23 protein-coding genes and 2 pseudogenes are annotated in these 21,129 nt (G+C 72.8%); 13 read left to right on the top strand and 12 right to left on the bottom strand.

All coding sequences use genetic code 11. From position 1 onward, the window contains the following. Positions 1 to 16: 16 nt before the first annotated feature. On the bottom strand, positions 17 to 1,270 hold the full coding sequence (locus tag OTB16_RS35930; protein WP_267726704.1) for an NAD(P)/FAD-dependent oxidoreductase: 1,254 nt from the start codon (positions 1,268 to 1,270) through the stop codon (positions 17 to 19). Positions 1,271 to 1,453: 183 nt separating this feature from the next. On the opposite strand from OTB16_RS35930, the gene OTB16_RS35925 reads away from it, so the two are divergent. Beyond that, positions 1,454 to 2,695, top strand: coding sequence for an FUSC family protein (locus OTB16_RS35925; protein WP_267726703.1), 1,242 nt, complete (start codon positions 1,454 to 1,456; stop codon positions 2,693 to 2,695). A 28-nt stretch (positions 2,696 to 2,723) separates the two neighbouring features. Here the strand turns inward: OTB16_RS35925 and OTB16_RS35920 are convergent, their stop codons facing one another. Next, entirely contained in the window at positions 2,724 to 3,212 is a 489-nt protein-coding gene (locus tag OTB16_RS35920) for a flavin reductase family protein (RefSeq protein ID WP_267726701.1), read from the bottom strand. On the opposite strand from OTB16_RS35920, the pseudogene OTB16_RS39390 reads away from it, so the two are divergent. Together OTB16_RS39390 and OTB16_RS35910 are read left to right on the top strand one after the other, a co-directional pair. Next, positions 3,093 to 3,755, top strand: a pseudogene (locus tag OTB16_RS39390) (TspO/MBR family protein); the annotation flags it as partial. The gene OTB16_RS35920 and the pseudogene OTB16_RS39390 sit on opposite strands and share 120 nt — an antisense overlap. A gap of 20 nt (positions 3,756 to 3,775) precedes the next feature. Continuing rightward, the gene (locus tag OTB16_RS35910; RefSeq protein ID WP_267726699.1) at positions 3,776 to 4,057 is read left to right on the top strand and encodes a TspO/MBR family protein; all 282 of its coding nucleotides are present in this window, start codon (positions 3,776 to 3,778) and stop codon (positions 4,055 to 4,057) included. A 68-nt stretch (positions 4,058 to 4,125) separates the two neighbouring features. On the opposite strand, the gene OTB16_RS35905 is transcribed toward OTB16_RS35910, so the two are convergent. Further along, positions 4,126 to 4,701, bottom strand: a complete 576-nt coding sequence (locus OTB16_RS35905) for a DM13 domain-containing protein (RefSeq protein WP_267726697.1) — start codon at positions 4,699 to 4,701, stop codon at positions 4,126 to 4,128. Between the two features lie 713 nt (positions 4,702 to 5,414). Between OTB16_RS35905 and fusA the strand changes: the two genes are divergently transcribed. Further along, entirely contained in the window at positions 5,415 to 7,499 is a 2,085-nt protein-coding gene (gene fusA / locus OTB16_RS35900; protein WP_267726695.1) for an elongation factor G, read from the top strand. A gap of 124 nt (positions 7,500 to 7,623) precedes the next feature. On the opposite strand, the gene OTB16_RS35895 is transcribed toward fusA, so the two are convergent. Continuing rightward, on the bottom strand, positions 7,624 to 7,827 hold the full coding sequence (locus tag OTB16_RS35895) for a cold-shock protein (RefSeq protein WP_267719484.1): 204 nt from the start codon (positions 7,825 to 7,827) through the stop codon (positions 7,624 to 7,626). Between the two features lie 233 nt (positions 7,828 to 8,060). On the opposite strand from OTB16_RS35895, the gene OTB16_RS35890 reads away from it, so the two are divergent. The 4 genes from OTB16_RS35890 (at position 8,061) to OTB16_RS35875 (ending at position 11,097) form a co-directional block, all read left to right on the top strand. Then, positions 8,061 to 8,438 (top strand): VOC family protein, encoded by a 378-nt coding sequence (locus OTB16_RS35890; protein ID WP_267726694.1) that lies wholly within the window; start codon positions 8,061 to 8,063, stop codon positions 8,436 to 8,438. Between the two features lie 166 nt (positions 8,439 to 8,604). Next, on the top strand, positions 8,605 to 8,895 hold the full coding sequence (locus tag OTB16_RS35885; RefSeq protein ID WP_267726692.1) for a hypothetical protein: 291 nt from the start codon (positions 8,605 to 8,607) through the stop codon (positions 8,893 to 8,895). A 329-nt stretch (positions 8,896 to 9,224) separates the two neighbouring features. Continuing rightward, positions 9,225 to 9,779, top strand: a complete 555-nt coding sequence (locus OTB16_RS35880; RefSeq protein ID WP_267726691.1) for a YceI family protein — start codon at positions 9,225 to 9,227, stop codon at positions 9,777 to 9,779. Positions 9,780 to 10,590: 811 nt separating this feature from the next. Next, complete coding sequence (locus OTB16_RS35875; protein WP_267726689.1) at positions 10,591 to 11,097, top strand: C40 family peptidase; 507 nt, start codon at positions 10,591 to 10,593, stop codon at positions 11,095 to 11,097. A gap of 71 nt (positions 11,098 to 11,168) precedes the next feature. Here OTB16_RS35875 and OTB16_RS35870 read toward each other — a convergent pair whose 3' ends face one another. The 3 genes and pseudogenes from OTB16_RS35870 to OTB16_RS35860 all read right to left on the bottom strand — a co-directional run. Then, positions 11,169 to 11,537, bottom strand: coding sequence for a PRC-barrel domain-containing protein (locus OTB16_RS35870; protein WP_267726687.1), 369 nt, complete (start codon positions 11,535 to 11,537; stop codon positions 11,169 to 11,171). A gap of 67 nt (positions 11,538 to 11,604) precedes the next feature. After that, positions 11,605 to 11,766 (bottom strand): DUF5670 family protein, encoded by a 162-nt coding sequence (locus OTB16_RS35865; protein ID WP_267726685.1) that lies wholly within the window; start codon positions 11,764 to 11,766, stop codon positions 11,605 to 11,607. A gap of 104 nt (positions 11,767 to 11,870) precedes the next feature. Continuing rightward, positions 11,871 to 12,383: pseudogene (locus OTB16_RS35860) on the bottom strand (SDR family NAD(P)-dependent oxidoreductase); the annotation flags it as partial. Positions 12,384 to 12,716: 333 nt separating this feature from the next. Between OTB16_RS35860 and OTB16_RS35855 the strand changes: the two are divergent. Next, entirely contained in the window at positions 12,717 to 13,685 is a 969-nt protein-coding gene (locus OTB16_RS35855; RefSeq protein WP_267726682.1) for a YihY/virulence factor BrkB family protein, read from the top strand. An 88-nt stretch (positions 13,686 to 13,773) separates the two neighbouring features. Here the strand turns inward: OTB16_RS35855 and OTB16_RS35850 are convergent, their stop codons facing one another. The 3 genes from OTB16_RS35850 to OTB16_RS35840 form a co-directional block, all read right to left on the bottom strand. Further along, positions 13,774 to 14,130 (bottom strand): STAS domain-containing protein, encoded by a 357-nt coding sequence (locus OTB16_RS35850; RefSeq protein WP_267726681.1) that lies wholly within the window; start codon positions 14,128 to 14,130, stop codon positions 13,774 to 13,776. Between the two features lie 136 nt (positions 14,131 to 14,266). Beyond that, on the bottom strand, positions 14,267 to 14,674 hold the full coding sequence (locus OTB16_RS35845) for an ATP-binding protein (protein WP_267726679.1): 408 nt from the start codon (positions 14,672 to 14,674) through the stop codon (positions 14,267 to 14,269). Between the two features lie 74 nt (positions 14,675 to 14,748). After that, entirely contained in the window at positions 14,749 to 17,214 is a 2,466-nt protein-coding gene (locus OTB16_RS35840) for a SpoIIE family protein phosphatase (protein ID WP_267726677.1), read from the bottom strand. Between the two features lie 649 nt (positions 17,215 to 17,863). Here OTB16_RS35840 and OTB16_RS35835 point away from each other — a divergent pair. The 3 genes from OTB16_RS35835 (at position 17,864) to OTB16_RS35825 (ending at position 19,266) form a co-directional block, all read left to right on the top strand. Beyond that, a complete protein-coding gene (locus tag OTB16_RS35835; protein WP_267726675.1) occupies positions 17,864 to 18,331 on the top strand; it encodes a DUF3618 domain-containing protein in 468 nt (155 codons plus the stop codon). Further along, positions 18,328 to 18,594 (top strand): DUF4235 domain-containing protein, encoded by a 267-nt coding sequence (locus OTB16_RS35830; protein WP_267726674.1) that lies wholly within the window; start codon positions 18,328 to 18,330, stop codon positions 18,592 to 18,594. The genes OTB16_RS35835 and OTB16_RS35830 overlap by 4 nt, the downstream gene beginning before the upstream one ends. A 201-nt stretch (positions 18,595 to 18,795) precedes the next feature. Continuing rightward, positions 18,796 to 19,266, top strand: a complete 471-nt coding sequence (locus OTB16_RS35825; protein ID WP_267726673.1) for a Dps family protein — start codon at positions 18,796 to 18,798, stop codon at positions 19,264 to 19,266. A gap of 151 nt (positions 19,267 to 19,417) precedes the next feature. Here the strand turns inward: OTB16_RS35825 and OTB16_RS35820 are convergent, their stop codons facing one another. After that, positions 19,418 to 19,711 carry a hypothetical protein gene (locus OTB16_RS35820; RefSeq protein ID WP_267726671.1) on the bottom strand — a complete coding sequence of 98 codons (294 nt, stop codon included), beginning with the start codon at positions 19,709 to 19,711 and terminating at the stop codon, positions 19,418 to 19,420. Between OTB16_RS35820 and OTB16_RS35815 the strand changes: the two genes are divergently transcribed. Continuing rightward, entirely contained in the window at positions 19,637 to 19,792 is a 156-nt protein-coding gene (locus OTB16_RS35815; RefSeq protein ID WP_267726715.1) for a helix-turn-helix transcriptional regulator, read from the top strand. The genes OTB16_RS35820 and OTB16_RS35815 overlap by 75 nt on opposite strands. A gap of 455 nt (positions 19,793 to 20,247) precedes the next feature. On the opposite strand, the gene OTB16_RS35810 is transcribed toward OTB16_RS35815, so the two are convergent. Further along, positions 20,248 to 20,859: a hypothetical protein gene (locus tag OTB16_RS35810; RefSeq protein ID WP_267726670.1), complete on the bottom strand. Its 612-nt coding sequence runs from the start codon at positions 20,857 to 20,859 to the stop codon at positions 20,248 to 20,250. Positions 20,860 to 21,129 lie beyond the last annotated feature (270 nt).

Genomic DNA, 21,129 nt, shown 5'->3' with positions numbered 1-21,129 from the left:
CGGCCGGCCGGGCCGGTCAGCGCGCCGGCCCGGCCAGGTCCGCCAGTACCTCGCGGGCCGCTCTGGCCCCGGAGGCGAGGGCGCCCTGCACCGAGCCGGTGGCGCGGTGGTCCCCGCACACGTACCGGCGGCGGCCGGCCCAGGAAGGGCGCGAGAGCGGCCACGCGCCGGTCATGGCCGGCAGCGCCTCCTCGACGGTGCGCACGGCCACCTCCTCCCAGTGCGCGGTGTCCCGCCCGTACACCTCGGCGAGCACGCCGAGCAGCGCCGTTCCGGTACCGGGCGAGCCGGGTCCGAGTACGGAGGTGGCGACCAGGGAGGTACCGGCGGGCGCGTAGCCGGGCGACACCTCGCTCTGGACGCAGGTGTTCAGGAACCTGCGCGCCGTGTCCGTCACCAGGTCCGGCCCGTACCCGCGCAGGCCGGGCGCCTCGTGGTAATAGGTCGTCACGGTCCGGTACGGCGCCGGCTCGACGCCGTCCAGCAGACGCCGGGCGGCGCCCGGCCCCGTGGCCACGACCACGGCGGCGGCCGCCAGTTCGCCGTGCTCCGCGGTGAGCACGCCGTCGTCGGTGAGCGCGGTGACGGCGGTCTCCAGGCGGACGGCGCCCGGGGGCAGGCCGTCGGCCAACTGCCCGGGCACCGCCCCGATGCCACCGGCGGGCAGGCACAGCGTCCCGCGCAGCATGCTGCGCCAGACGAGGTGGAAGACCCGGCCCGACGTCTCGAGTTCGTCCTCCAGGAACACCCCGGACAGGAACGGCCGGAAGAACTCCTCGACGAACGCGTCCGAGAACCCGGCCCCGCGCAGCACCTCCAGCGTCGTACGCTCCCGGCCGCCCCTGCGGAGCAGCGCCGCCGGGGCGCACAGGTCGCGTGCGGACAGTGCGCCGAGGGCGGCCAGGTCCCGGGGGGACACACCGCCCGTGAGCAACTGCCTGACTTCGCGCGGACGCCGGCTGGGATCGACGAGCCGCCGCAGCCGACCCGCACCCCTGTGGGTCACCACCCCGGGCGTGAACGCCGACAGCCGCAGGGCCCGCAGGTCCATCCGCGCCTTGACCTGCGGATAGGACGTGTTGAAGACCTGGAACCCGCGGTCGATGACGAAGCCCCGCACCCGGTCGCTGCGGACCCGTCCGCCGACGCCGTCACCGGCCTCCAGCACCTGTACCGACAGCCCGGCCGCCGCGAGGTCGCGGGCGCAGGCCAGTCCCGCCAGGCCCGCTCCGACGACCAGTACGTTCCGACTCGCCCGACGCGTGTCCACGATGTCCTCCGCTCTCCGTCCGTCCCCGTCCTCCTGGGTACCGGATACGGGAGTGATTCCGCCGCCGACGCCCCGGAGGATGCACGGCGGGTCCGGTCCGCGGCCGGGGGCGCGCCCCCGGCCGCGGGCGGACCGGGTGAACCCGGGGGTGATGGTTTCGCCTGATCGGGGCAGGCACGGCGTATGACACATGCAACTGCCCGTCTGCTCCACCTCGTACGCCGGTACCGGGAGCCGGCCGTCGTCCAGGCGGTCCGATCGACCGCCGCCGCGGTCGTCTCGTACGTCATCGCTCTGCGGCTCAGCAGCGAACCGGCTCCGCTGACGGCGCCCCTGACCGCGCTGCTCGTCGTCCAGGTGACCCTGTACACGACCCTCACGACGGGCATCCGGCGCGTCAACTCGGTCGTCGCCGGGGTGCTGCTCGCGATCGGGTTCAGCGCCCTGGTCGGACTGACGTGGTGGAGCCTCGGCCTGATCATCCTGGCCTCGCTCGTCGTCGGCCGGGTCGTCAAGGCGGGCGAGTTCGTCCCGGAGGTGGCGATCAGCGCCATGCTGGTCCTCGGGGTGACGCGGGTCGCGGACACGGCCTGGGACCGGGTGTTGGAGACGCTGATCGGCGCCGCGGTCGGCCTCGCGTTCAACGTCCTGTTCGTCCCGCCGGTCTGGGTCGGTCCCGCCAGTGAGGCCATCACCGACCTGGCCACGCGCATGCGCACCCTGCTGCTGCACATCGGCGAGGAATCGGGCGACACCGTGACGGTCGAGAAGGCTGCCGCCCGGCTGCACGAGGCCCGCCGGCTCGACAACGACATCGCCGAGGTCGACGGGGCGCTGCGGCAGGCCGAGGACAGCCTGCGGCTCAACCCCCGTGTCCGCGAGGGGCTCCTCTTCCGCCTGGTGCTGCGCACCGGGCTCGACACGCTCGAGATCTGCGCGGTGGTGCTGCGCGTGTCCTGCCGTACGCTCACCGACCTCGCCCGGGCCCGCGGCGACGAGCCGCTCTTCCCCCCGAAGGTGGCCCTCGCGCTGAACGACCTGTACCGGCACACGGCGGTCGCGGTGGAGTCCTTCGCGCAGCTCATCACGGCCCAGGTCAGCGCCAACGCGGAGGCGGCCGAGTCCCGGCTCTCCGAGGAACTGGCCACCGCCCGCCACAGCCGCGCGCGCCTCGCCGCCCTGCTGCCGGAGGAGATGGACCGCCACCCCGGGCAGTGGCAGCTGTACGGGGCCCTGCTCGCCGAGGCGGACCGCGTACTGGACGAGCTGAGCGTGGACAAGCGCTCCGAGCGGCTGATGGAGGAACTGGACCGGCACGCGCGGGCGCGGCGCGAGCGCTACCCCCGTCTGCACCGCCTCGCCCGTCGCGCCCGCGCCCTCACCCGTTCCCGATCCCGCTCCGGCTCCGGCTCCGGCTCCCGGTGACGCCCGTCGGCGGGGCTCCCGCGACGGATCAGGGCGCGTGCCCGGGCTCCACGTCGCGTACGTCGCTGTACCGGAGCAGGGCGGGGAGCGGGCCCTCGGTGGGAGGTCCCTCGCGGACGGGGGCCAGGAGGAAACCCACGTGGTCACCGCCCTCGATCTGCCCCTCGACACGGCCGGTGAACCAGGTGTCTGCCTCCGCGAGGACCGGGCTGCCCTCCGTCCCCGGACGCCAGGGCGTTCGGGTGAACTTGTCGACCCGGTCTCCGGTCCGCCCCCCGAACAGCTTCGCCAGCGCCGCCTGGTCCCGTCGCAGCAGGTGGACGGTGAGGTGGGAGGCCTCGCGGGCGACGCGGTAGGTGTGGTTCGCGGTGGACAGCCAGACCACGAACCGCGGCGGGTGGATCGAGCACTGCGAGGCGAACCCCACGAGGCATCCCGCGCGCCGGCCCCCGGCGGCGGCCGTGACCACGTACACCGGGCCGTCGAGTCCTTCGGTGAAGGCGTCCAGCTCCGTCACAGCGGCTCCTCGTGGTGCGTCCGTACGGGGCGGGTGCCCCGCGGTCACTCCGGTCAAGCGTGCGTCAGCGCGGCCGGTCGCCGTCGTTGCCCCGCCACACCGGCGACGGCCTTCGAAGCGGAGGCGGGGCCGCGGACCCGGACGCGTCGTGTTCCCCCGGCGGCGGCGAATCCGACGAGCGCGCCGGGGCGGAAGAGGAGGGGTGGGGCCGGCCCGGCGGTCGACACCCGTGCGGGCGGCGCCCACCCACCCCGGAGCACGCCGAAACCACCAGGAGCCAGCCGTGGCAGCATCCGCGACACCGAACCCGACGCCGACACCGGACCGACACCGGACCCGACGCCGGACCCGTCCCCGACGCCGGGGCGCCGGGGCGGGGCGAAGAGCTGGGCAGCCTTCGCCGCCTTTCTCGCCGTGACCTTCTGTGTCGCCGCCCTGGGCGCCGTCGCCTCCGCCGACGCGGGCGACGTCTACGGGTCGCTGCGACGACCGGCGTGGGCTCCGCCCGGATGGGTCTTCGGGCCGGTGTGGACGGTCCTGTACGCCGTGATCGCCGTCGCGGCGTGGCTCGTCTGGCGCCACCCGGACCGCGCCCGCGCACGGGCCGCACTGCCTGGTGGGGCGTACAGCTCGTCCTCAACCTGGCGTGGACGCCCTTGTTCTTCGGCGCCCGCCAGTTCGGTCTGGCCCTGCTGGACATCGTCCTGCTGCTGGCGGCGGTCACCATCACACTGGTCCGCTTCCACCGGCTGAGCCGCGTGGCGGCGCTCCTGTTCCTGCCCTACCTGCTGTGGGTGGCCTTCGCCACCGCCCTCAACGCGGCCGTGTGGCAGCTGAACACGTAGGGCGGCGGCAGGCACCACGACTCACGTCTCCGTTCGCCGGCGCGGACCCGGGCGGCCGGAATCCGGGGTCAGACCCGGGTGAGGGCGGCGGCGCCGAAGGAGACGTCGAACCGGTCGCACCAGATGGTGACGCTGGTGTAGGCGGCCAGGTTCACATCGGCCGGGATCGCGTAGTTCTGGTCGCCCTTGTTGCCCTTCAGCTTGCCCAGGCTCACGTGCGCACCGTCGTCGAAGACGCGCCAGCCCGCGACGCCCTCCAGGACCGGGGCGTCGGTCAGCCATACCCGCAGGTCCGGACCGTCGCTGGTCTCGAGGCCCTCCAGCCGCAGCGTGTGGGAGCCGTCGGGCAGCCGGATGAGGGCGGCCTTGCCCGTGGTGGCGTGCTCGTGGCTGGTGAACGTCCCGCCGGCCAGCGTCGCGGTGGAGGCGGCGGGGCCGGTGGGGGCCGCGGCACCGGACGGAGCACCGGAGGGGGCGGCGGCCGCGGGGGCGGCCGGCAGGGCCTCGTTGACGGTCGTGTCCTGCCACAGCTTCCAGGGCTGGAACCAGTAGAGCCCCGCGCCCGCGACCAGGGCCCCGGCGACGAGCCCGCCCGTGAACAGCCTGCCGCGCCGCCGCTTCGTTCCTGCCACTGGTGCTGCCATTGGTGCTGCCTCCTCGAAAGAATCCGTCCCCTGTATTCAACGGGTCCGGGACGCCTGGGACCAGGTCGGAGGAGGTGACGGAAACCTTACGGCGCCCCTCGCGCCACGTACGCGGCCCGGCCCGGCCCGGCCGCGGCGGGAAGACGGCTTCCGTCGAACCGCGTAACCCGAACCGCGGAGGATCGTTTCTCTTCATGTCGCAGATACACACCCGCGTCCCCCGCGGTGTATGCGGCCCAGGGCCCGGGGAGACCTTCACTTCGCGGGCCCTCGGTCTGTCCCGCCCCGCGGGAAAACCCCGTGCCCCGGGCGGACTTCGCTCACTACACTCGCCCCTGGCACCGCCGACAGGGCGGCGCACCGCTCGAACCGAGTGAAGAGGAGGGGAGCCGGACCATGTGCACGCACCGCACCGCCGCCGCGTTCGCTCACCCGTCCCGGTACGACGTGATCCCGGTGTCTCACGGGGCGCGGTGGCTGCCGCGCGGCCGCCACCGTACCTCCTGACGCTCGCTCAGCGTCCGCCCCCGCTCGCCCCTGCCCCGCCCGCCCGGACTCCGTACCGGCGGCGCGGCCCGCTGTGGCCGACCGGTGCTCCCCGTTTCCGCGGAGCACCGGCGTGCCCGGCCGGACCGGCGCGGTGAGGGCGGGCGCGGGGCCGCCGTCGGGGAATCGCGCCGCCCTCTTCCTCATCGTTCGAAAGGCCTCGGGCCATGCGCACCGACCGGCGACCGCTCGCCACCGCCTCCCCCGCCACCACCGTCCGCAACCTGGGCATCCTCGCCCACGTCGACGCCGGCAAGACCACGATCACCGAACGGATCCTGTTCGCGGCCGGCGCCGTCCACAAGCGGGGCGAGGTCCACGACGGCACGACCGTCACCGACTTCGACGCGCAGGAACGCGACCGCGGCATCACCATCTTCGCCGCGGCCGTCAGCTGTTCCTGGAGCGGACACCGCGTCAACCTGATCGACACTCCGGGCCACGTCGACTTCTCCGACGAGGTCGAGCGGTCCCTGCGGGTCCTCGACGGGGCGGTCGCGGTGTTCGACGCCGTCGCCGGAGTCGAGCCGCAGAGCGAGACGGTGTGGCGGCAGGCCGACCGGTACGGGGTCCCCCGGATCGCGTTCGTCAACAAGCTGGACCGCGTGGGCGCCGACCTCGACACGGCCGTCGCCTCGATCCGCGACCGGCTGGGCGCGGTTCCCCTGGTGGTCCAGCTGCCCGTCGGACGGGAGGACGGCTTCACCGGTGTCGTCGACCTGCTGGCGATGCGCGCACTGCTCTGGCACGCCGGCTCCGACACGTACGAGACGGGGCCGGTCCCCGAACCGCTGCGCGAGGAGGCGGACCGCAGGCGCCGGCTCCTGGAGGAGACGGTGGCCGGACTCGATGCGGACGCGCTGGAGGAGTTCTGCGCGACATCGGCCCTGACCCGCCCGACCCTGGCCCGCGCCCTGCGGGAGCTGACGCTGCGCGGCGAAGGCGTGGTCGTGCTGTGCGGTTCGGCGTACCGCAACCGCGGCATCGAACCGCTGCTCGACGCGGTCCTGGCGTACCTGCCGTCGCCCGCCGACATGCCGCCCGTACGGGGTGTGGCGGGCGGTGCGGAGCAGGTGCGCGCGCCCGACCCGCGGGAGCCGTTCGCGGCGCTCGCGTTCAAGGTGACGGCCACGGCGACCGGACGGCTCACCTACCTGCGGGTCTACGCGGGCACGCTCCGCAAGGGCGAGTCCGTACTGGACGCGGGCACGGGCCGTACGGAGCGGGTCGGCCGCATCCTGCGGGTACAGGCCGACCGGCACGAGGAACGGGAGGAGGCGGTCGCCGGTGACATCGTGGCCGTGATCGGCCCGAAGGCGGCCCGGGCGGGCACGACCCTGTGCGCTCCGGGGGCGCCGCTGGTCCTCGAACCGCCCTCGGTGGCGGAACCGGTGGTCTCCGTCGCCGTCGAGGCCGGCCGCGGCACCGACACCGGCCGGCTCGCGTCGGCGCTGGCCCGGCTCGCCGAGGAGGATCCCTCGCTGGTCGTGCGGTCCGACGCCGAGACCGGTCAGACCGTGCTGTCGGGGAGGGGCGAGCTCCATCTGGAGGTCGCGGTGGAGAAGATCCGCAGCGGCCACGGGGTCGAGGTCGTCGTCGGCCGGCCGCAGGTCTCCTACCGGGAGACCGTCGTGCGCGGGGTGGCGGGCCTGGTCTACCGGCACGTCAAACAGGACGGCGGCGCGGGCCAGTTCGCCCATGTCGTCATCGACGTCGAACCCTGGGAGGAGGACGGGGCGCCGGGATTCGCCTTCCGCTCGACGGTCGGCGGCGGCCGCGTGCCGCAGGAGTACGCGCGCGCCGTGGAGGCCGGCTGCCGGGACGCCCTCGGCGAGGGTCCCCTCGGCGGGCATCCGGTGACGGGGCTGCGGGTCACGCTCACCGACGGGGCGACGCACTCCAAGGACTCCTCGGAGCTCGCGTTCCGGGCGGCGGGGCGGTTCGCGCTGCGCGAGGCGCTGCGGGCGAGCGCGGTGGAGCTGCTGGAACCGGTCGTGGAGGTGACCGTCACCGTCCCGGAGGACGGGGTGGGAAGCGTCCTCGGGGACCTCGCGGCACGCCGCGGGCGGGTCACCGGGTCCACGTCGGCTCCGGGCACTGCGGTGATCACGGCGACCGTGCCGTTGGCCGAGCTGTTCGGCTACGCCTCGCGGCTGCGCGGCCGTACCCAGGGGCGGGGTACGTTCACCACCCGCCCGGCCGGTCTCGCGCCGGTCCCGGCCTCGGTCGCGGGCGCGCTGCCGGCCCGGTAGCCGTGTGCCGGGGCGCCCCGGGCCTCCCCGGGCCCGGGTGCGCCCGCGCGCACGGCGACGGGGCCCGCACCGGTGGTGCGGGCCCCGTCGGCGAAAGAAGGGGTGGAGGACCCGGAGGAAGTGCTCAGGCGCGGATGATGTTCTCCGCCTGAGGGCCCTTCTGGCCCTGCGTGATGTCGAACGACACCGTTTCGCCCTCGGTCAGTTCGCGGTATCCGTTGCCGGAGATGTTGGAGTAGTGGGCGAAGACGTCCGGTCCGCCCCCGTCCTGGGCGATGAAGCCGAAGCCCTTTTCGGAGTTGAACCACTTCACGGTACCGCTGGCCATGCTCGTCCTTCTGTCCGATTCAGCGAGCGGCCCGGATCGGAGCCGCCCAGGTGCCCGGGTCGGGCGCCCGCCACCTTCCTCCCCGTGCCGCCCGGCGCCTACACCTGCCCGTGAGAACTCGTCCCGGCCCGGAGCCGCCCCGCGCCGGCGAACGGCCTCCCGGGCGTTGCCCGCGCCGCCCGCGGGCCGCCGGGGCACGATGGGAAGGGGCCGCAGCGGCGACAGGAGTGATCATGTTCCGGGACACGAAGGCCTTCAGCGGGTTCTCGGTGGACGACGTCGGGAAGGCGGAGGAGTTCTACGGCACAACGCTCGGTCTGCGGGTCACCCAGGAGCACGGCATGCTCTTCCTGCACCTCGGGGGCGGCGGCAGCGTGCTGCTGTACCCCAAGGACGACCACCGGCCCGCGGATTTCACCGTGCTCAACTTCCCGGTGGACGACATCGAGGACAGGGTCGACGCCCTCGCGGCCCTCGGCGTCGAGTTCGAGCGCTATCCGGGCTTCGGCCAGGACGCCAAGGGCATCGCCCGCGGGGAGGCCGGCTCCACGCCGTCGATCGCCTGGTTCAGGGATCCGGCCGGAAACGTCCTGTCGCTGGTGGACGAGTAGCCCCGGGGCGACGGGCCGTACGGGGCCTGCGGACGGCCGCGTGAGCGCCCCGGACGCGCCCCGGACGCGGCCGGTACGCTCCCCGGCGGGCCGTGCGTGCACCCATCGGGCCGTGTCCCGGGCGGGGGTTTGCGGCAGGAGCGCACCGACACGGGATGATGGGCGCATGAGCGAGTACCGATCCACCCTCGACAGCACCGGCCCGGCGTCCCTCCCGCGCGAGCCGCGCACGCCCGCCTACCGGCACAAACTCCGCTACGAGAACCACGACACGGCGCTCGACTCGCAGGACACCCCCGCGCAGCAGTGGAGCGGGCGGCTGCCCACCGGCAAGACCACGGTGACGTGCCTGTGCGGCCTGGACACGGGTGCGGTCCCGAGCGACGAGGCGCGCCTCGTGTACGAGGAGCACCGCAACCAGATCCGCGACGAGATCGCCACCGACCCGCAGGGCTGAACACCGCCGGCGAACTCGGCCCGGCCGGTGCCTCCGCCGCGCCCACGGACGACTGGCCGCCGGGCACCGTACAGGACGGTGGGGACGCGGCCGGCGCGGCGCGGCGGGAAGCAGCCGGGCGCGGTGCGGTAGCGCACGACGCGGTACGGCCCGGGACGACGCGAATCGGTACGGCCCGGTACGGCCCGGTACGTCGCTGCCGGCCGCCGGGCACCGGCTCTGGCCGATCGGGTGACGTCCGGGCGCGGTCGAACGCGTGTCGCGGTCTGCGTGGCTAGCGTGGACGAGCGCATTTCGTCCCCGTCCCCGAGCCCCCGCGGAGCAGGCCCATGACCACCACCCCCCTCGCGTCACTGACCGGGAACTACACCCTCGACCCGGCTCACAGCCAGATCGGCTTCGTGGCCCGGCACGCCATGGTCACCAAGGTGCGCGGCGCGTTCAACGAGTTCGAGGGAAGCGGGCACTTCGACGGTGAGGACCCCTCGAAGTCCTCCGCCGAGATCACCATCAAGGCCGCGAGCATCGACACCCGCAACCAGCAGCGCGACGGCCACCTGCGCACCAACGACTTCCTGGACGCGCCGGCCTTCCCCGAGATCACCTTCGTGTCCACCGGCGTGCAGCGGCTCGGCGACAACGACTTCCGGCTGACCGGCGACCTCACCATCAAGGACGTCACCCGTCCGCTCGGCATCGACTTCGAGTTCCAGGGCAGCGCCACGGACCCGTACGGCAACCTGCGCGTCGGCTTCGAGGGCTCGGCCGCGATCAGCCGCAAGGACTACGGCATCACCTGGAACGCCGCCCTCGAGGGCGGCGGCGTCCTGGTCGGGGACAAGGTGATCCTGGAGTTCGAGGTGTCCGCGATCCGGCAGCCCTGACCCGCCGGACCCGGGACGACGCCCCGCACCAGGCGTCGGCAGGCACGTTCCGGGTCCGCCGTCCGCTCCGCCGAACCCGGCCCGGCGATGCCGGGCTCCCCGCGACACCGTGTGCCCCGGACCCGTGCGCGTCGCCGGGCGGGCCGGTGGCGAAGAGCCCCGTCCCCTGGGACGTCCGCCGTGCAGCGGGCCGCGCTCTCGAAGCGTCCGACGGGTCCGTCAGGGCCGGCGACGCCGGCCCGCGCACCGCAGGGGGCAGTTGCCGCTCGTGGTGGCGGCGCGGTGCGGCGGCGTCCGCGTGACGGCCGGTCACCCGCGCCCCCACGACTGCGCACCCGGCACGCGTACGGGTGGCGGTGCCTCCGCGCGCGGAACGCTGTTCCGCCCGACCCCGTACGCGGCACGCGAGGGCCGCGCCGGCGCCTTTCCCCCTCTGCGGCCGACCCGCCGCGCGCCGCCCAACTCCGCCGCCAACCCCGTTGCCCATCAGGCCTGTTCGGCGGTCGGCACGCTTCGCGTCGCGCACCGCCGTCACGGTCCGGACTCCGCGACTCCCCTCTCCCGCGGCGGGGCATCTCGTGGACGCGACACCTTCCCGGGTCCCGACACGCCGACGTCAACGCGTGTCGTTTTTGCATATATTCGCAGATCTGTTACAGAATCGATACAATCCAAACCATGTCCGGAAAGGAATTCGGGACGCCATCGGAGAAAACTGTCGGCCGTTGAACGCCAGGAATCACGTCACTGAAAGCAGGGCCTTCAGGTATCCGATCGACCGCTATCTGCATCCGAACGCGGAGGTACTACGATGTCCGTCCCGAGGGCCGACTCCCGTAAGACTCGACAGGGTTACCCACTTGCTCGCCGCGCCGCCAGATTTCGAATCCCTCGCGTCTTTCCGCTCCTCTTCGCCCTGACAGCCGGCATACTGGCCGACCCCGCGTCACCCGCCAACGCGGCTCCGCAGTACGGCGCCAGAGCGGTCGCCGTTGCGGCTTCCAAGGAAGGGGCCCCGTACGCCCGCGGGGCGACGGGCCCCAAACGGTTCGACTGCTCGGGCCTCATGATCTATTCGTTCAGGAAAGCGGGAAGACGTCTGCCCCGCACCGCGGAGCAGCAGTACGAGCAGACCTCGCATGTTTCCCGCAGCAACCGCGCATTGGGGGACCTGGTGTTCTTTCCCAACGGCTCGACCGTGGAACACGTCGGCATCTACGCCGGCCACGACAAGATCTGGCACGCCCCCCGCCCGGGCACCCGCGTACGGCTGGAGCGAATCTGGAGCGGGAACGTCCGGTACGGCCGCGCCGGTTGACCTGGACGCACTTCCGGCACGCCAACGGGGGTCCGCACCGTAGTGCGGGCCCCCGGGTCGGGCAACAGACATCAGGCGGGGCGGCCGCCGAACGGGACGCCCGTGCCGTAGTAGACGCCGAGTTGCTCGTGGTACTCGGCGTCGTCCAGGTGCTTGTTCCGGTGGAACTCCGGAGCGCCCTTGATCTCGTCCTTCGTCCGGTCGACGTAAACCTTCTTCCCGTCCACGTCGACCTTCGTGATGGCGCCCGCCGGAAGAAGGATCTCCTTGCCGAAGATCCATACACCGGTGTCGACCACCAGGTAGGACGAACCGACTTCGTCGGAGTGCTTGTCGACCTTGCCGATGACTCCCTCGGTCGCCTCGACCTTGAATCCGGTCAGGTCGGTGCCACGGAGATGACCCGAAGTCTGGCGATAGGCCCACACGTTGTTCGTCATGTAAAGACAACTCCTCGATATCGAACGGCCGATGGCCCGACAGGCCGGCCACCAAAGGCGACAGCGGCTACCAGCGGTACCAACGACCGCTACTGCCCTTGGGGCGGGCGACAAAGCCGACGAGCCAGACGACCAGCACGATGACCGCGATCCACCACAATGCCTTCAGGGCGAAACCGGCACCGAACAGGATCAGGGCGAGCAGAAGAACAAGAAGCAGGGGAACCATTGTTATCAACCTCCAGAGCCTCTGCTGCCCCGCCGTCCCGCCTTTACACACAAGCGCTTGCACAGAAACGGCCGGCTGCTCCGATACGGCCGAGCGGCCGGTCCTCAGGGAAGGATCGAATCGACGTAGCCGCCGTCGACGCGGAGGGCGCCGCCGGTGGTCGCCGAGGCGAAGGACGAGCTGAGGTAGACCACCATGTGCGCGATCTCCTCCGGCTCGATGAGCCGCTGCAGCAGTGACCGGGGCCGGTACTCGCGCATGAACGCCCGCTGGGCCTCGTCCCAGGGAAGGTCCGGGTCCACGAGCCCGTAGACGAAGTCCTCGCCCCCTCCCGGGTGCGTGGGTCCGGCGATGACCGAGTTCACGGTCACGCCCGTCCCCGCGGCCTCCTTTGCGAAGCCCCGCGACACCGCGAGGAAGGCCGTCTTGGACATGCCGTAATGGATCATCTCCGCCGGGATCGCCACGGCCGAGTCGCTGGCGATGTTCTGCACGCGGCCCCACGAGCATCCGATCATGCCCGGCAGGTAGTGCCGGGTGGTCCGGACGGCCGTGAGCACGTTCGTCTCGAAGTAGCGGCGCCACTCGGCGTCGTCGATCTCCAGGGCCGGCCGCGATCGCCGCGCCGATGCCTTGGGTCGAGCCGGTGACCAGTGCGGTCTTCCCGGCGAGATCGATGAGCACGCTGTTGCCTGCCTGTCTGCCGCGGTGCGGCCGTGAGAGGGGACGTCCCTCGTCGCACTTCCCGTTTTCCGCCGTTTTGCCACTATTGATGGACTGATTCATTTCACCGTCCCCGTCGTATGCCGGACCGGGCTGGGGGTAGACGGGTCCCATGTCTCCTCACGCACGGCCCGCGTCCGGGTCCGGAATCTGAGCGCGCAGTGGTCCCGTCGCCGCCTCCGCTCCCCTCGCCGCCCTCCCCTCCACCCCCGTCGCCGCGCCCGACCGTGCCCTTCCGCGCGCGCATCGGCGGCGTGCTGCGCGGCACCGTCGTCCGCGGCTGGCACGACAACCTCTCCGACTGCGCGGCCGCGCTGACCTACTACTCGGTGCTGGCCCTCCTGCCGGCGCTGCTGGTGGCCGTCTCCCTGTTCGGCCTGGCCGGTACGCCGACCCGCGAGCGGCTCGTCTCCGACCTGACCTCGTACCTGCCGCCGCAGTCCGCCCAGGTGCTCCAGGAGGCGCTGGCCGGCCTGGTCAGTTCGCAGAGCTCCACCTGGGCGCTGCTGATCAGCGGTCTGCTCAGCGCGCTGTGGTCCGCGTCCAGCTACCTCGCGGTCTTCCGGCGTGCCCTGCACACCATGCACCGCGTACCGGACTCGCGGCCGCCGCTGCGCACCGCGCACACCATCGTGCTGACCGCCCTGACCCTGCTGGCCCTGCTGCTGGCGGGGGCCGCGCTCCTGCTGCTGTCGGCGCCGGCGGCGCGCAAACTCTCGCAACTTCTGGGCCACGACACCAGCGGGGCCTGGGCGGTCGCCCGCTGGCCCGCTCTGCTGCTCGTCGTGACGGCGCTCGTGCTGGTGCTGTTCCGCACGGGGCCGCGGCTGAGCCCGGGGCGCACCCGGCGGGGGCTGCCCGGCGGTGTGCTGGCCGCGGTGCTGTGGCTCACCGCATCCTTCCTGTTCACCCTGTACAGCCAGAGCGGGCTCGGCACCTACAGCAGGGTGTACGGGTCCCTGGCCGGGATCGTCGTCTTCCTGATCTGGCTGTGGCTCGGGAACCTCTCGCTGCTCATCGGCGCGCAGTTCAACGCCGAACTCCAGCGCCGGTCCCCGGCGGCCGCCGCACCCGAGCCCCTGGGCGCCGTACCCGGGTCCCTGCCCGCCGCCCCCGGCCGCTCCCCCGGCCCGTGGGCCCGCGCGGCGCGGGCACGCGGTACGAAGGCACGCGCGGCGCGCGGCCTGCGGCCCTGACGTCGGCGGGAGACGAAGGCGGCCGTCGCGGGGTCGGACACCGCGACGGCCGCGCCCCGCGACGCCGCGCCCCGCGATACGCGGCCGGCTACCGCGCCGCCCGGGGCGGCAGGATCATGGTGCGTCCCTCGGCCACGGAGGGCGCGGCGGCGAACACCCGGTCGGCGCCGGTGAGTCTGAGCAGTTGCGCGAGGTGGGAGGGCTGCGACCCCGCAAGCACGACGTCCCGCGCCAGGGTCGCCTGGAGCAGGATCGTCAAGGTGATCGAGTCGGCGAACGACACCTCGGTGACGTCGACGACGAAACGCCGGACGCCTTCGGCCTGCGGATCCAGGGCCAGACGCAGCGGACCGGCGTTGTCGAGGTCGAACTCGCCCGTCATCACCACGACGCGCACCCCGTCCTGCTGATCCAGCACTTCGACATGGCAGCGGTCGGCAGTCACCCTGGACTCCCCTCTTCTTCGTTCAGTGCGGCCATGGACTACCCATGGCCTGTACCAACCATGCACGTTGGCTTCCGGGCGCCGGTGGGCGGCCCCCGGATTGCCCGGCCCGGCCGCCCGGCCCGCGCGCCCGCCCTCAGCGCACGGGCATGAGCACCTCCAGGCTCTTGCCTCCCCCGGGCAGCCGGGTGATCGAGACGTCCTTGGCCAGTCGGCAGATCAGGGGCCAGCCGAACCCGCCCGGGCCGGTGTACCCCTCCTCCCTGAGGAGCGCGACCGGCATCAGCGGGCTCGCGTCGGCGATCGTGAGTACGAGTCCGTCCGCCCCCAGCCGGACGCCGAAGCCGGTGAGGCCACCGCCGTGGCGGATGGCGTTGGTGGCGAGTTCCGACGTCACCAGCAGGATGTCGGTGAGTCCCTCCTCCGTACCCGCCCGCTCCGGGGGGACGCTCTCGAACAGCTCCCGGACCCGCGCGCGAGCCTGGGCAACGGTGCTCGGCAGCTCGTGCGCGACCCCCGGGTGCTGCCTTCCTTCGTACTCCATCGACTCCGCCGTCCGCCTTCTCCGTCGTTCGCCTTCTCCGCCGTTCGCCTTCTCCGCCGTTCCCGCCGCGCCCGTCACACCAGCTGTATCCCGATCAGGCAGGTGTCGTCGTCCGTGTCGGACTTGCTGTGGGTGAGCAGCCGGTCGAGACGCCGTTCCAGGTCACGGGGGGCGTCCCTGGTGCGGACGAGGAACTCCCCCACCGCCTCGTTGACCGGCAGGTCCCTGCGTTCCACCAGTCCGTCCGTGAACATCAGCAGGGTATCGTCCCCCTCCAGCCGGATCTCCTGCTCGGTGTAGGTGACGTCGTCGAGCACACCGAGCAGCAGGCCCTCGGACAGCGGCAGCGACGTGACGCTCTCGCCGCGGATCAGGACGGGCGGCAGGTGCCCGGCCCGTGCCCAGCGCAGGATCCCGGTCTCGGGGTTGTAGAGGCCGCAGACGGCGGTGGCCGTCACCTGGTCGGTGAGGCGGTGCGCGACCCGGTTGAGCCAGGACAGCAGCTGTCCGGGGCCGGCGCCGGTCACGGCCAGTCCGCGCAGTGCGTTGCGCAGGACCACCATCCCGGTCGCCGCGCCGATGCCGTGCCCGGCGACATCGCCGACGCACAGCATGACCTCCTTGGAGGGCAGCAGGACCGTGTCGTACCAGTCGCCGCCGACGAGCGCCTCGGATTCGGCCGGCCGGTACCGTACGGCGATCCGCATGCCCGGCACCTCCAGCGGCGCCGGGGCCGGGGGCATGATGGCCTGCTGGAGCTGGAGGGTCAGCCGGACCCGGTCGGCCGACTCGGCCTCGGTGTACGCGAGCCGGTCGCGGGTCGCGGCCAGCGCGACCTCGGTCCAGTGCTGGGCGGAGATGTCCTGGTAGGCGCCCCGGACGGCGACCAGGCCCTCCTGCGCGTCGAGGACCGGTTCGGCGACCACGCGGATGTGCCGGGTGATCCCGTCGGGCCGCTGGAGGCGGAAGTCGACGGACGCGTCGCGCCGGTGGTGCAGGACGGTCCTCAGGAAGCGCCGGATGTCGACGCCGTCGTCGGGGTGGGCGTGGTCGGGCAGTTCCTCCATCGGGACGGGGCGGGCCGTGGCGGGTCTTCCGTAGATGTCGAACAGCTGGCTGTTCCAGGTGATCCGTCCGGCGGTGAGGTTCTCCTCGAACCCACCGACCCAGCCGAGCCGCTGGGCGTGCTGGAGCAGGCTCGCCAGGCGCGCCGTCTCGTCCTCGGTCCGCCACAGCAGCAGGAGGGCTCCGCCGTGCCGGCTGATGCTGACCTCGGCGACCGCCGGCAGGGCGACTTGGCCGATCAGGGCCGTGAGGGTGGTCCGCTGGTTGCGCAGCGGTTCACCGGTCGCGTGGACCCGCTCGGCCTTCTCGTACAGGCCGTTGTCCCCGGCGGCCGTGGGGTACGCCTCCAGCAGCAGGGAACCGCTGATGGCGCCGCGGGGCCGGCCGGCCGGATCGACGAACCGCTCGTTGACGTGCTGGATGCGGAAGTCGGTCAGGTTCCCCCGGCCGTCCATGGCGGGGGTGAGGACGAGGGCCGGGTCGTGGAGGTTGTCGACGAGATCGGTGAGCTCCTCCAGCTCCGGCCAGGCGGCCGGAGCCGTGTGGGGCCGTTCGGGCGCGGGCAGGTCGTGCAGCGTGTGGGAGCACAGTTCGGCGAGGGCCTCCAGCTGGCGCAGGACCTGCGGCGGCTGGGGGGCCAGCGGGACCGGCCAGCAGACCTCCAGCACGCCGTGGACCCGCCCGCCGGACCCGGACGGCAGGGCGATCCGGCCTCCCTCGGGCCAGGTGTGGCGGCCCAGGGACGGGGCGTCCCGGTCCGTGGGGTGGTGCGAGGTGACCGGGCCGCGCTCGGTGAGGGCCAGCCGGGCGAAGGTACCCACCTCCGGGGGGACGTAGCGCCAGCGCGCGGCCTCCGCCTCGGGGAAGCCGGCGTGCCCGGCGAGGACGAGCGATCCGTCGGTTCCGGCCGTCCACACCGCGACGGCCACCACGCCCAGCGGGTCGAGGGCGTTCTCCAACAGGGACCGTGCGACCGCCTGGGTGTCGCCCGCGGCGAGGACGCCGCTCTCGGCGGTACGCAGCCGTACGGAGAGCGGGAGCGCCTCCGGGTCTGCGGACGGGGGCTCCTTCGTGCGCTCGGCGAAGTCGGCGGCGAGCTCGCTGACCCGGTCCCGGGACGCCTGGTTGACGACGTCGGCGGCCAGTTCCAGCCGGGACACGCCCGACCGGCCGGCGAGTCGGTCCAGTTGCTCCGCCGCGTGGGCGGGGCCGCAGCGGAGCCTTTCGACGAGGATGCCCTTGGCCAGTTCGATCAGGGCACGGCCGTCGGCGGCGGCGTCGGCCTCCCGCACCTCGCGGCGCAGCCGCTCCACCGTGGCCACCAGCCGGCCGACCGCCGAGTCGGGCGGGGCCGGCGGCGCGGGCAGCCCGGGGAGGGGTACGGACACGAGGACCTGTTCGGGCGTACCGGTCCGCGTGGGCGGGGGCTGGGCCGCCTCGGGTTCTTGCGACGGGCTGTACGGGGTGCTCACCATGTCCCCTTCTCGTTGGTGCGGTGTGCCGGCCGCGGTCCGCCTCGGCGCGGGCCCGGCATCGCCTTGCCGGTGACCGGTGTGACCGCGGTCACCGGTGTGACCGCAGTGACCGCGGCGGCCGGGAGGCCCGCGTGGCCGGGGCTCCGGCGGATCTCCGCGGTGGCCGTGTACCCGTCCGTCCCCGGCATCATCACGTCCATCGGGGTGAGATCGACGACCGCCCGGCCCGCGCACGGTGGGTACCCGCCCCGGTCATGCCGCTCCCGCCTCCGTATCCGCAGCCTCCCCGGCCCTGAGTTTCCGAGGATCCGCCCGCCCGCCCGCCTCTCGGCGGACTCCCGGAAGGCTACCGTCCGCCGCCGTACGGGTGACCTGGCGGGCGGGAGCGGCCGCGGTGGCGCCGGCTTCCGGAGCGGGAGCGGGAGCCAGGAGCCGGGGCGACCCACAACGCGGGGAGCCCGCGGCGACTGACCCGCGGCGGCCGGGGTAGGCGCGTCATAACGACAGCACCGGAAGGCGATCCCATGGTGAACCCGTCCAGGCACGGCTCCGTCCGGGAGCGGATCGGCCGGGCCACCCCGCCGCCTCCCGAACAGACCATCCGGAGCGTGGAGGCCGACGTGGCCGAGATCAGGGAAAGGGCACACCGATGACCGAGGACCACGCCGACAGGAAGCACTCCGCCCCCACCCCCGCGGAGCTGCGCGAACAAGTACGGGTGACACGGGAGGAGTTGGGCCACACCGTGGAGGCCCTCGCCGCGAAGGCCGACGTCAAGGCGCAGGCCAGGGCGAAGGCCGCCGAGGTGAAGTCCCAGGTGAAGGCCCGGACCGCTCAGGTGAAGACACAGGTCCACGACGCGGCCGCCCACGTGGTGGAGGCGGCGCACGAGAAGACGCCGGGGCCCGTACGGGAGACGGCGGCGCAGACCAGGGACCAGCTCACCGCGTCGGCCTCGGCGGTCGCGGCGAAGGTTCAGGAAAGCACCCCCGAGCAGGCCCGCGAGAAGGGCCGGATCATCGCGGCGGTGGCGCGCCGCCACCGCACCGCCCTGATCACGGTCGGCGTAGTGGCCACGCTGGCCCTGCTGCGCCGGGCCAGGAGGAGGAACCGATGAATACGTCCAAGGTCGCGTACAGGCCGGTCGGCCTCCTGCTGGGAATCGCGGGCGGCATGGCGGCGGGTGCGGCCGTCAAACAGATCTGGAAGGTCGTCGGTGACGATGACGACGCCCCGAACGCGACCGACGAGGACCGCACCTGGCGGGAGATCCTGCTCGCCGCCGCCATCCAGGGCGCGGTGTTCGCGGTCGTGAAGGCGGCCGTCGACCGCGCGGGAGCCACGGGCGTCCGCCGCCTGACGGGCACCTGGCCGGACTGACCAGCGGGTCGGCGGCCCGCCGCGTGCCCGCTCCGCCGGGGGCGCCGGCCGGGTGCGCCACGCTCTTCCTTCGTGGAGCATCCGTTTTAGCCCGAGTAATCCGGGTAATCGATGTTTCGTCTCGGAAATCCGTTCTTCAGCGGCAGGGCCCTCCCGTAGCGCCGGGCCGGCCGCCGGGGACACCGCACATTGGAGAACCTCGTGTCCGTCGTGAAGAGTGCCCTGTCGGATGCCGACCTGAAGACCGTCGGCGAAGCACTGCAGGGCGCGCTGGTGGATCTCGTCGACCTAGGCCTCGTGGCCAAGCAGGTCCACTGGAACGTCGTCGGCCCCCGCTTCCGGTCCGTCCACCTCCAGCTCGACGAGGTCGTCGCCTCGGCCCGTACCCACTCCGACGTGGTGGCCGAGCGCGCCTCCGCCCTCGGCGTGACCCCGGACGGCCGGGCGGCCACGGTCGCGTCGACGAGCGCCATCGCCGGCGTGCCCGAGGGCCTGGTCAAGGACGCCGACGCCGTACGCATCCTGGTGGACGCCCTGGGCGCGGTGATCACGCGCATGCGGGAGCGCATCCAGTCCACCGGCGACCCGGACCCGATCACCCAGGACATCCTGATCGGCCTGACGGGCGACCTGGAGAAGCACGCGTGGATGTTCACCGCCGAAAGCGCCTGAGCAGATCACAAGGCTGCTAGGGCTCTGACCTGCTGAGCAATGCGTTTCGTAGCATTTCATGCAGGGTCTGCGCGTTCCGTGAACGTACGGAATTTCACCGGAATCCGGGGCCCAGCGGAACGATTCCGGAACGCACGCCCGCTCTGGAACATCACCTCACGAGGTCACAGCGCAGCGATGCCCTGGCCACCATTCGGGTGGTCAGGGCATCCGCGCGCCAGAAGCGCCCGTTGGGGTACTGACGCAAGATCATTCCGGTTCGAGCGTTAACGAGTGCCAAGCCCGCCGTACGCCCCTCCTCCCAGAATGGGTCATCGTCCGCAGGCAGGAGCTGGGCGAACGCATCGCCCAGAGCCGCCGAGATCTGCGCCTGTCCCAAGACCAGCTCGCCGACCGCATCGGTCTCGAACGGCGCAGTATCCAGCGCTACGAGAGCGGCGAACAAGATCCGAGATTCACCGATCTGCTGTTGATCGCGACGGCGTTAGAGGTGCCAGTCACGCAGCTCGTCGACAGCAGGAGGTGAGTGACCCCGGCCGGTGGCAGCCGGCCGGGGTCGAGCGCTCGCGCATCCCAGAGCGTGCCAGCCCAGGGTGCGCGGGCGGGCGCGCATGTGGGGAACAGAGGCCAGGTACGGCCGTCTGCCCTGTGGGGAGGGAATCATTCAGGTTGTGAGTAACTAGTCCGTCGCTGCGCGCTGCTGTGGCGGCGCGCAGGCGGGCATCTCGTCGCGATGTGCGACTTCGGGACGGGCCGACCCCGGGCCTGGCATGTCTGGCATTTCGTGCACGTCTTCTCACCGGGGGTCGTTGATCGGCGCGGCTCTGTAAGCACCCTTACTGCTGCAAGGCCGTGACGCAATGGGTTTCGGGCAACCGGTTGGCCAATGCATCCGATATCGGTGGACGCCTCCGCCCGCACCTCGTCCGCGGGCAGGCCCCGGCCAGCCGGAGAGGCAGCCGGCCGGGGCACGGTCAAGTGCTAGCCCCGCATGTGGCCGCAGCCGGCGCACACGTACGGGCCCATGCCGATCGGGTTGCCCTTGTCGTCGGTGTCGACGGTGCGGTACATCGTGCCGCCGCACTTGTCGCAGCCCGCGGTCTGGATCGTCTGTCCCATGTCGGTCTCCATCGTGGCGAGGATCAGCAGGTCGGAGTCGCGCTGTTCCTGGGCCCCCGGCCGCTCGGCGATCGCTTCGTCGAGCAGCGCCATCACACGGGCGGTCTCGTCTTCCCTGGCCCGGACATCCGCGGTGCTCTCGCCGGTGGCGCGGTAGGCCCCGCAGCGGCACCACCACTTACCGGGGTTGGCGTCGCTCTCGTACATGGGGCTGTCGCACCGGTGGCAGTTCACTCGGTCGTCCTCTACGTGGCCGCAGGATGAGCAGACCCACACGGTCCGCTGCATCCACATCGTGCGGTGGCAGCGGGGGCATCCCGTGGTGCGGATGCCGTCGGGGCCGTACGGGGGCGGGTCGGGTGTCGATGCGGCGTAGGCCACGATCCGGGCTCGGGTCCGGTCGTCGGCGCTGGCCGCCATGCGCAGGAGCTGCGCGACGCGGGAGCGGGCCTCGTCGGCGAAGTCTGTGGTCATCGCGCGTGAGGCTACGCGGTCCGGCCCGTTACGGGGGGCCGCGTTGCCCCGGATGCCCCACACGAGGGGTGGTCATGCGCGCCCCGAGGGGGATGTGCCGAACGCGGGTGCGGGCGGTGATGGTTCGGGAGCTGGTCACGGGCTGCACGACTGCCTCCTTCGGACGGTTGCAGGGATGGGCCCGGCCCGGCGCCCGCGGGGGTGTGCGAACGCCGGGCCGGGAGTCAGTTGCCGTTGACGATCGCGGCGAGCGCGAGGGCCGACGCGGTG

Origin of the sequence: Streptomyces antarcticus, assembly GCF_026627255.1 — a bacterium.
Taxonomy (GTDB): Bacteria; Actinomycetota; Actinomycetes; order Streptomycetales; family Streptomycetaceae; genus Streptomyces; species Streptomyces antarcticus.
This window is presented reverse-complemented; position numbering and strand designations above follow the sequence as displayed.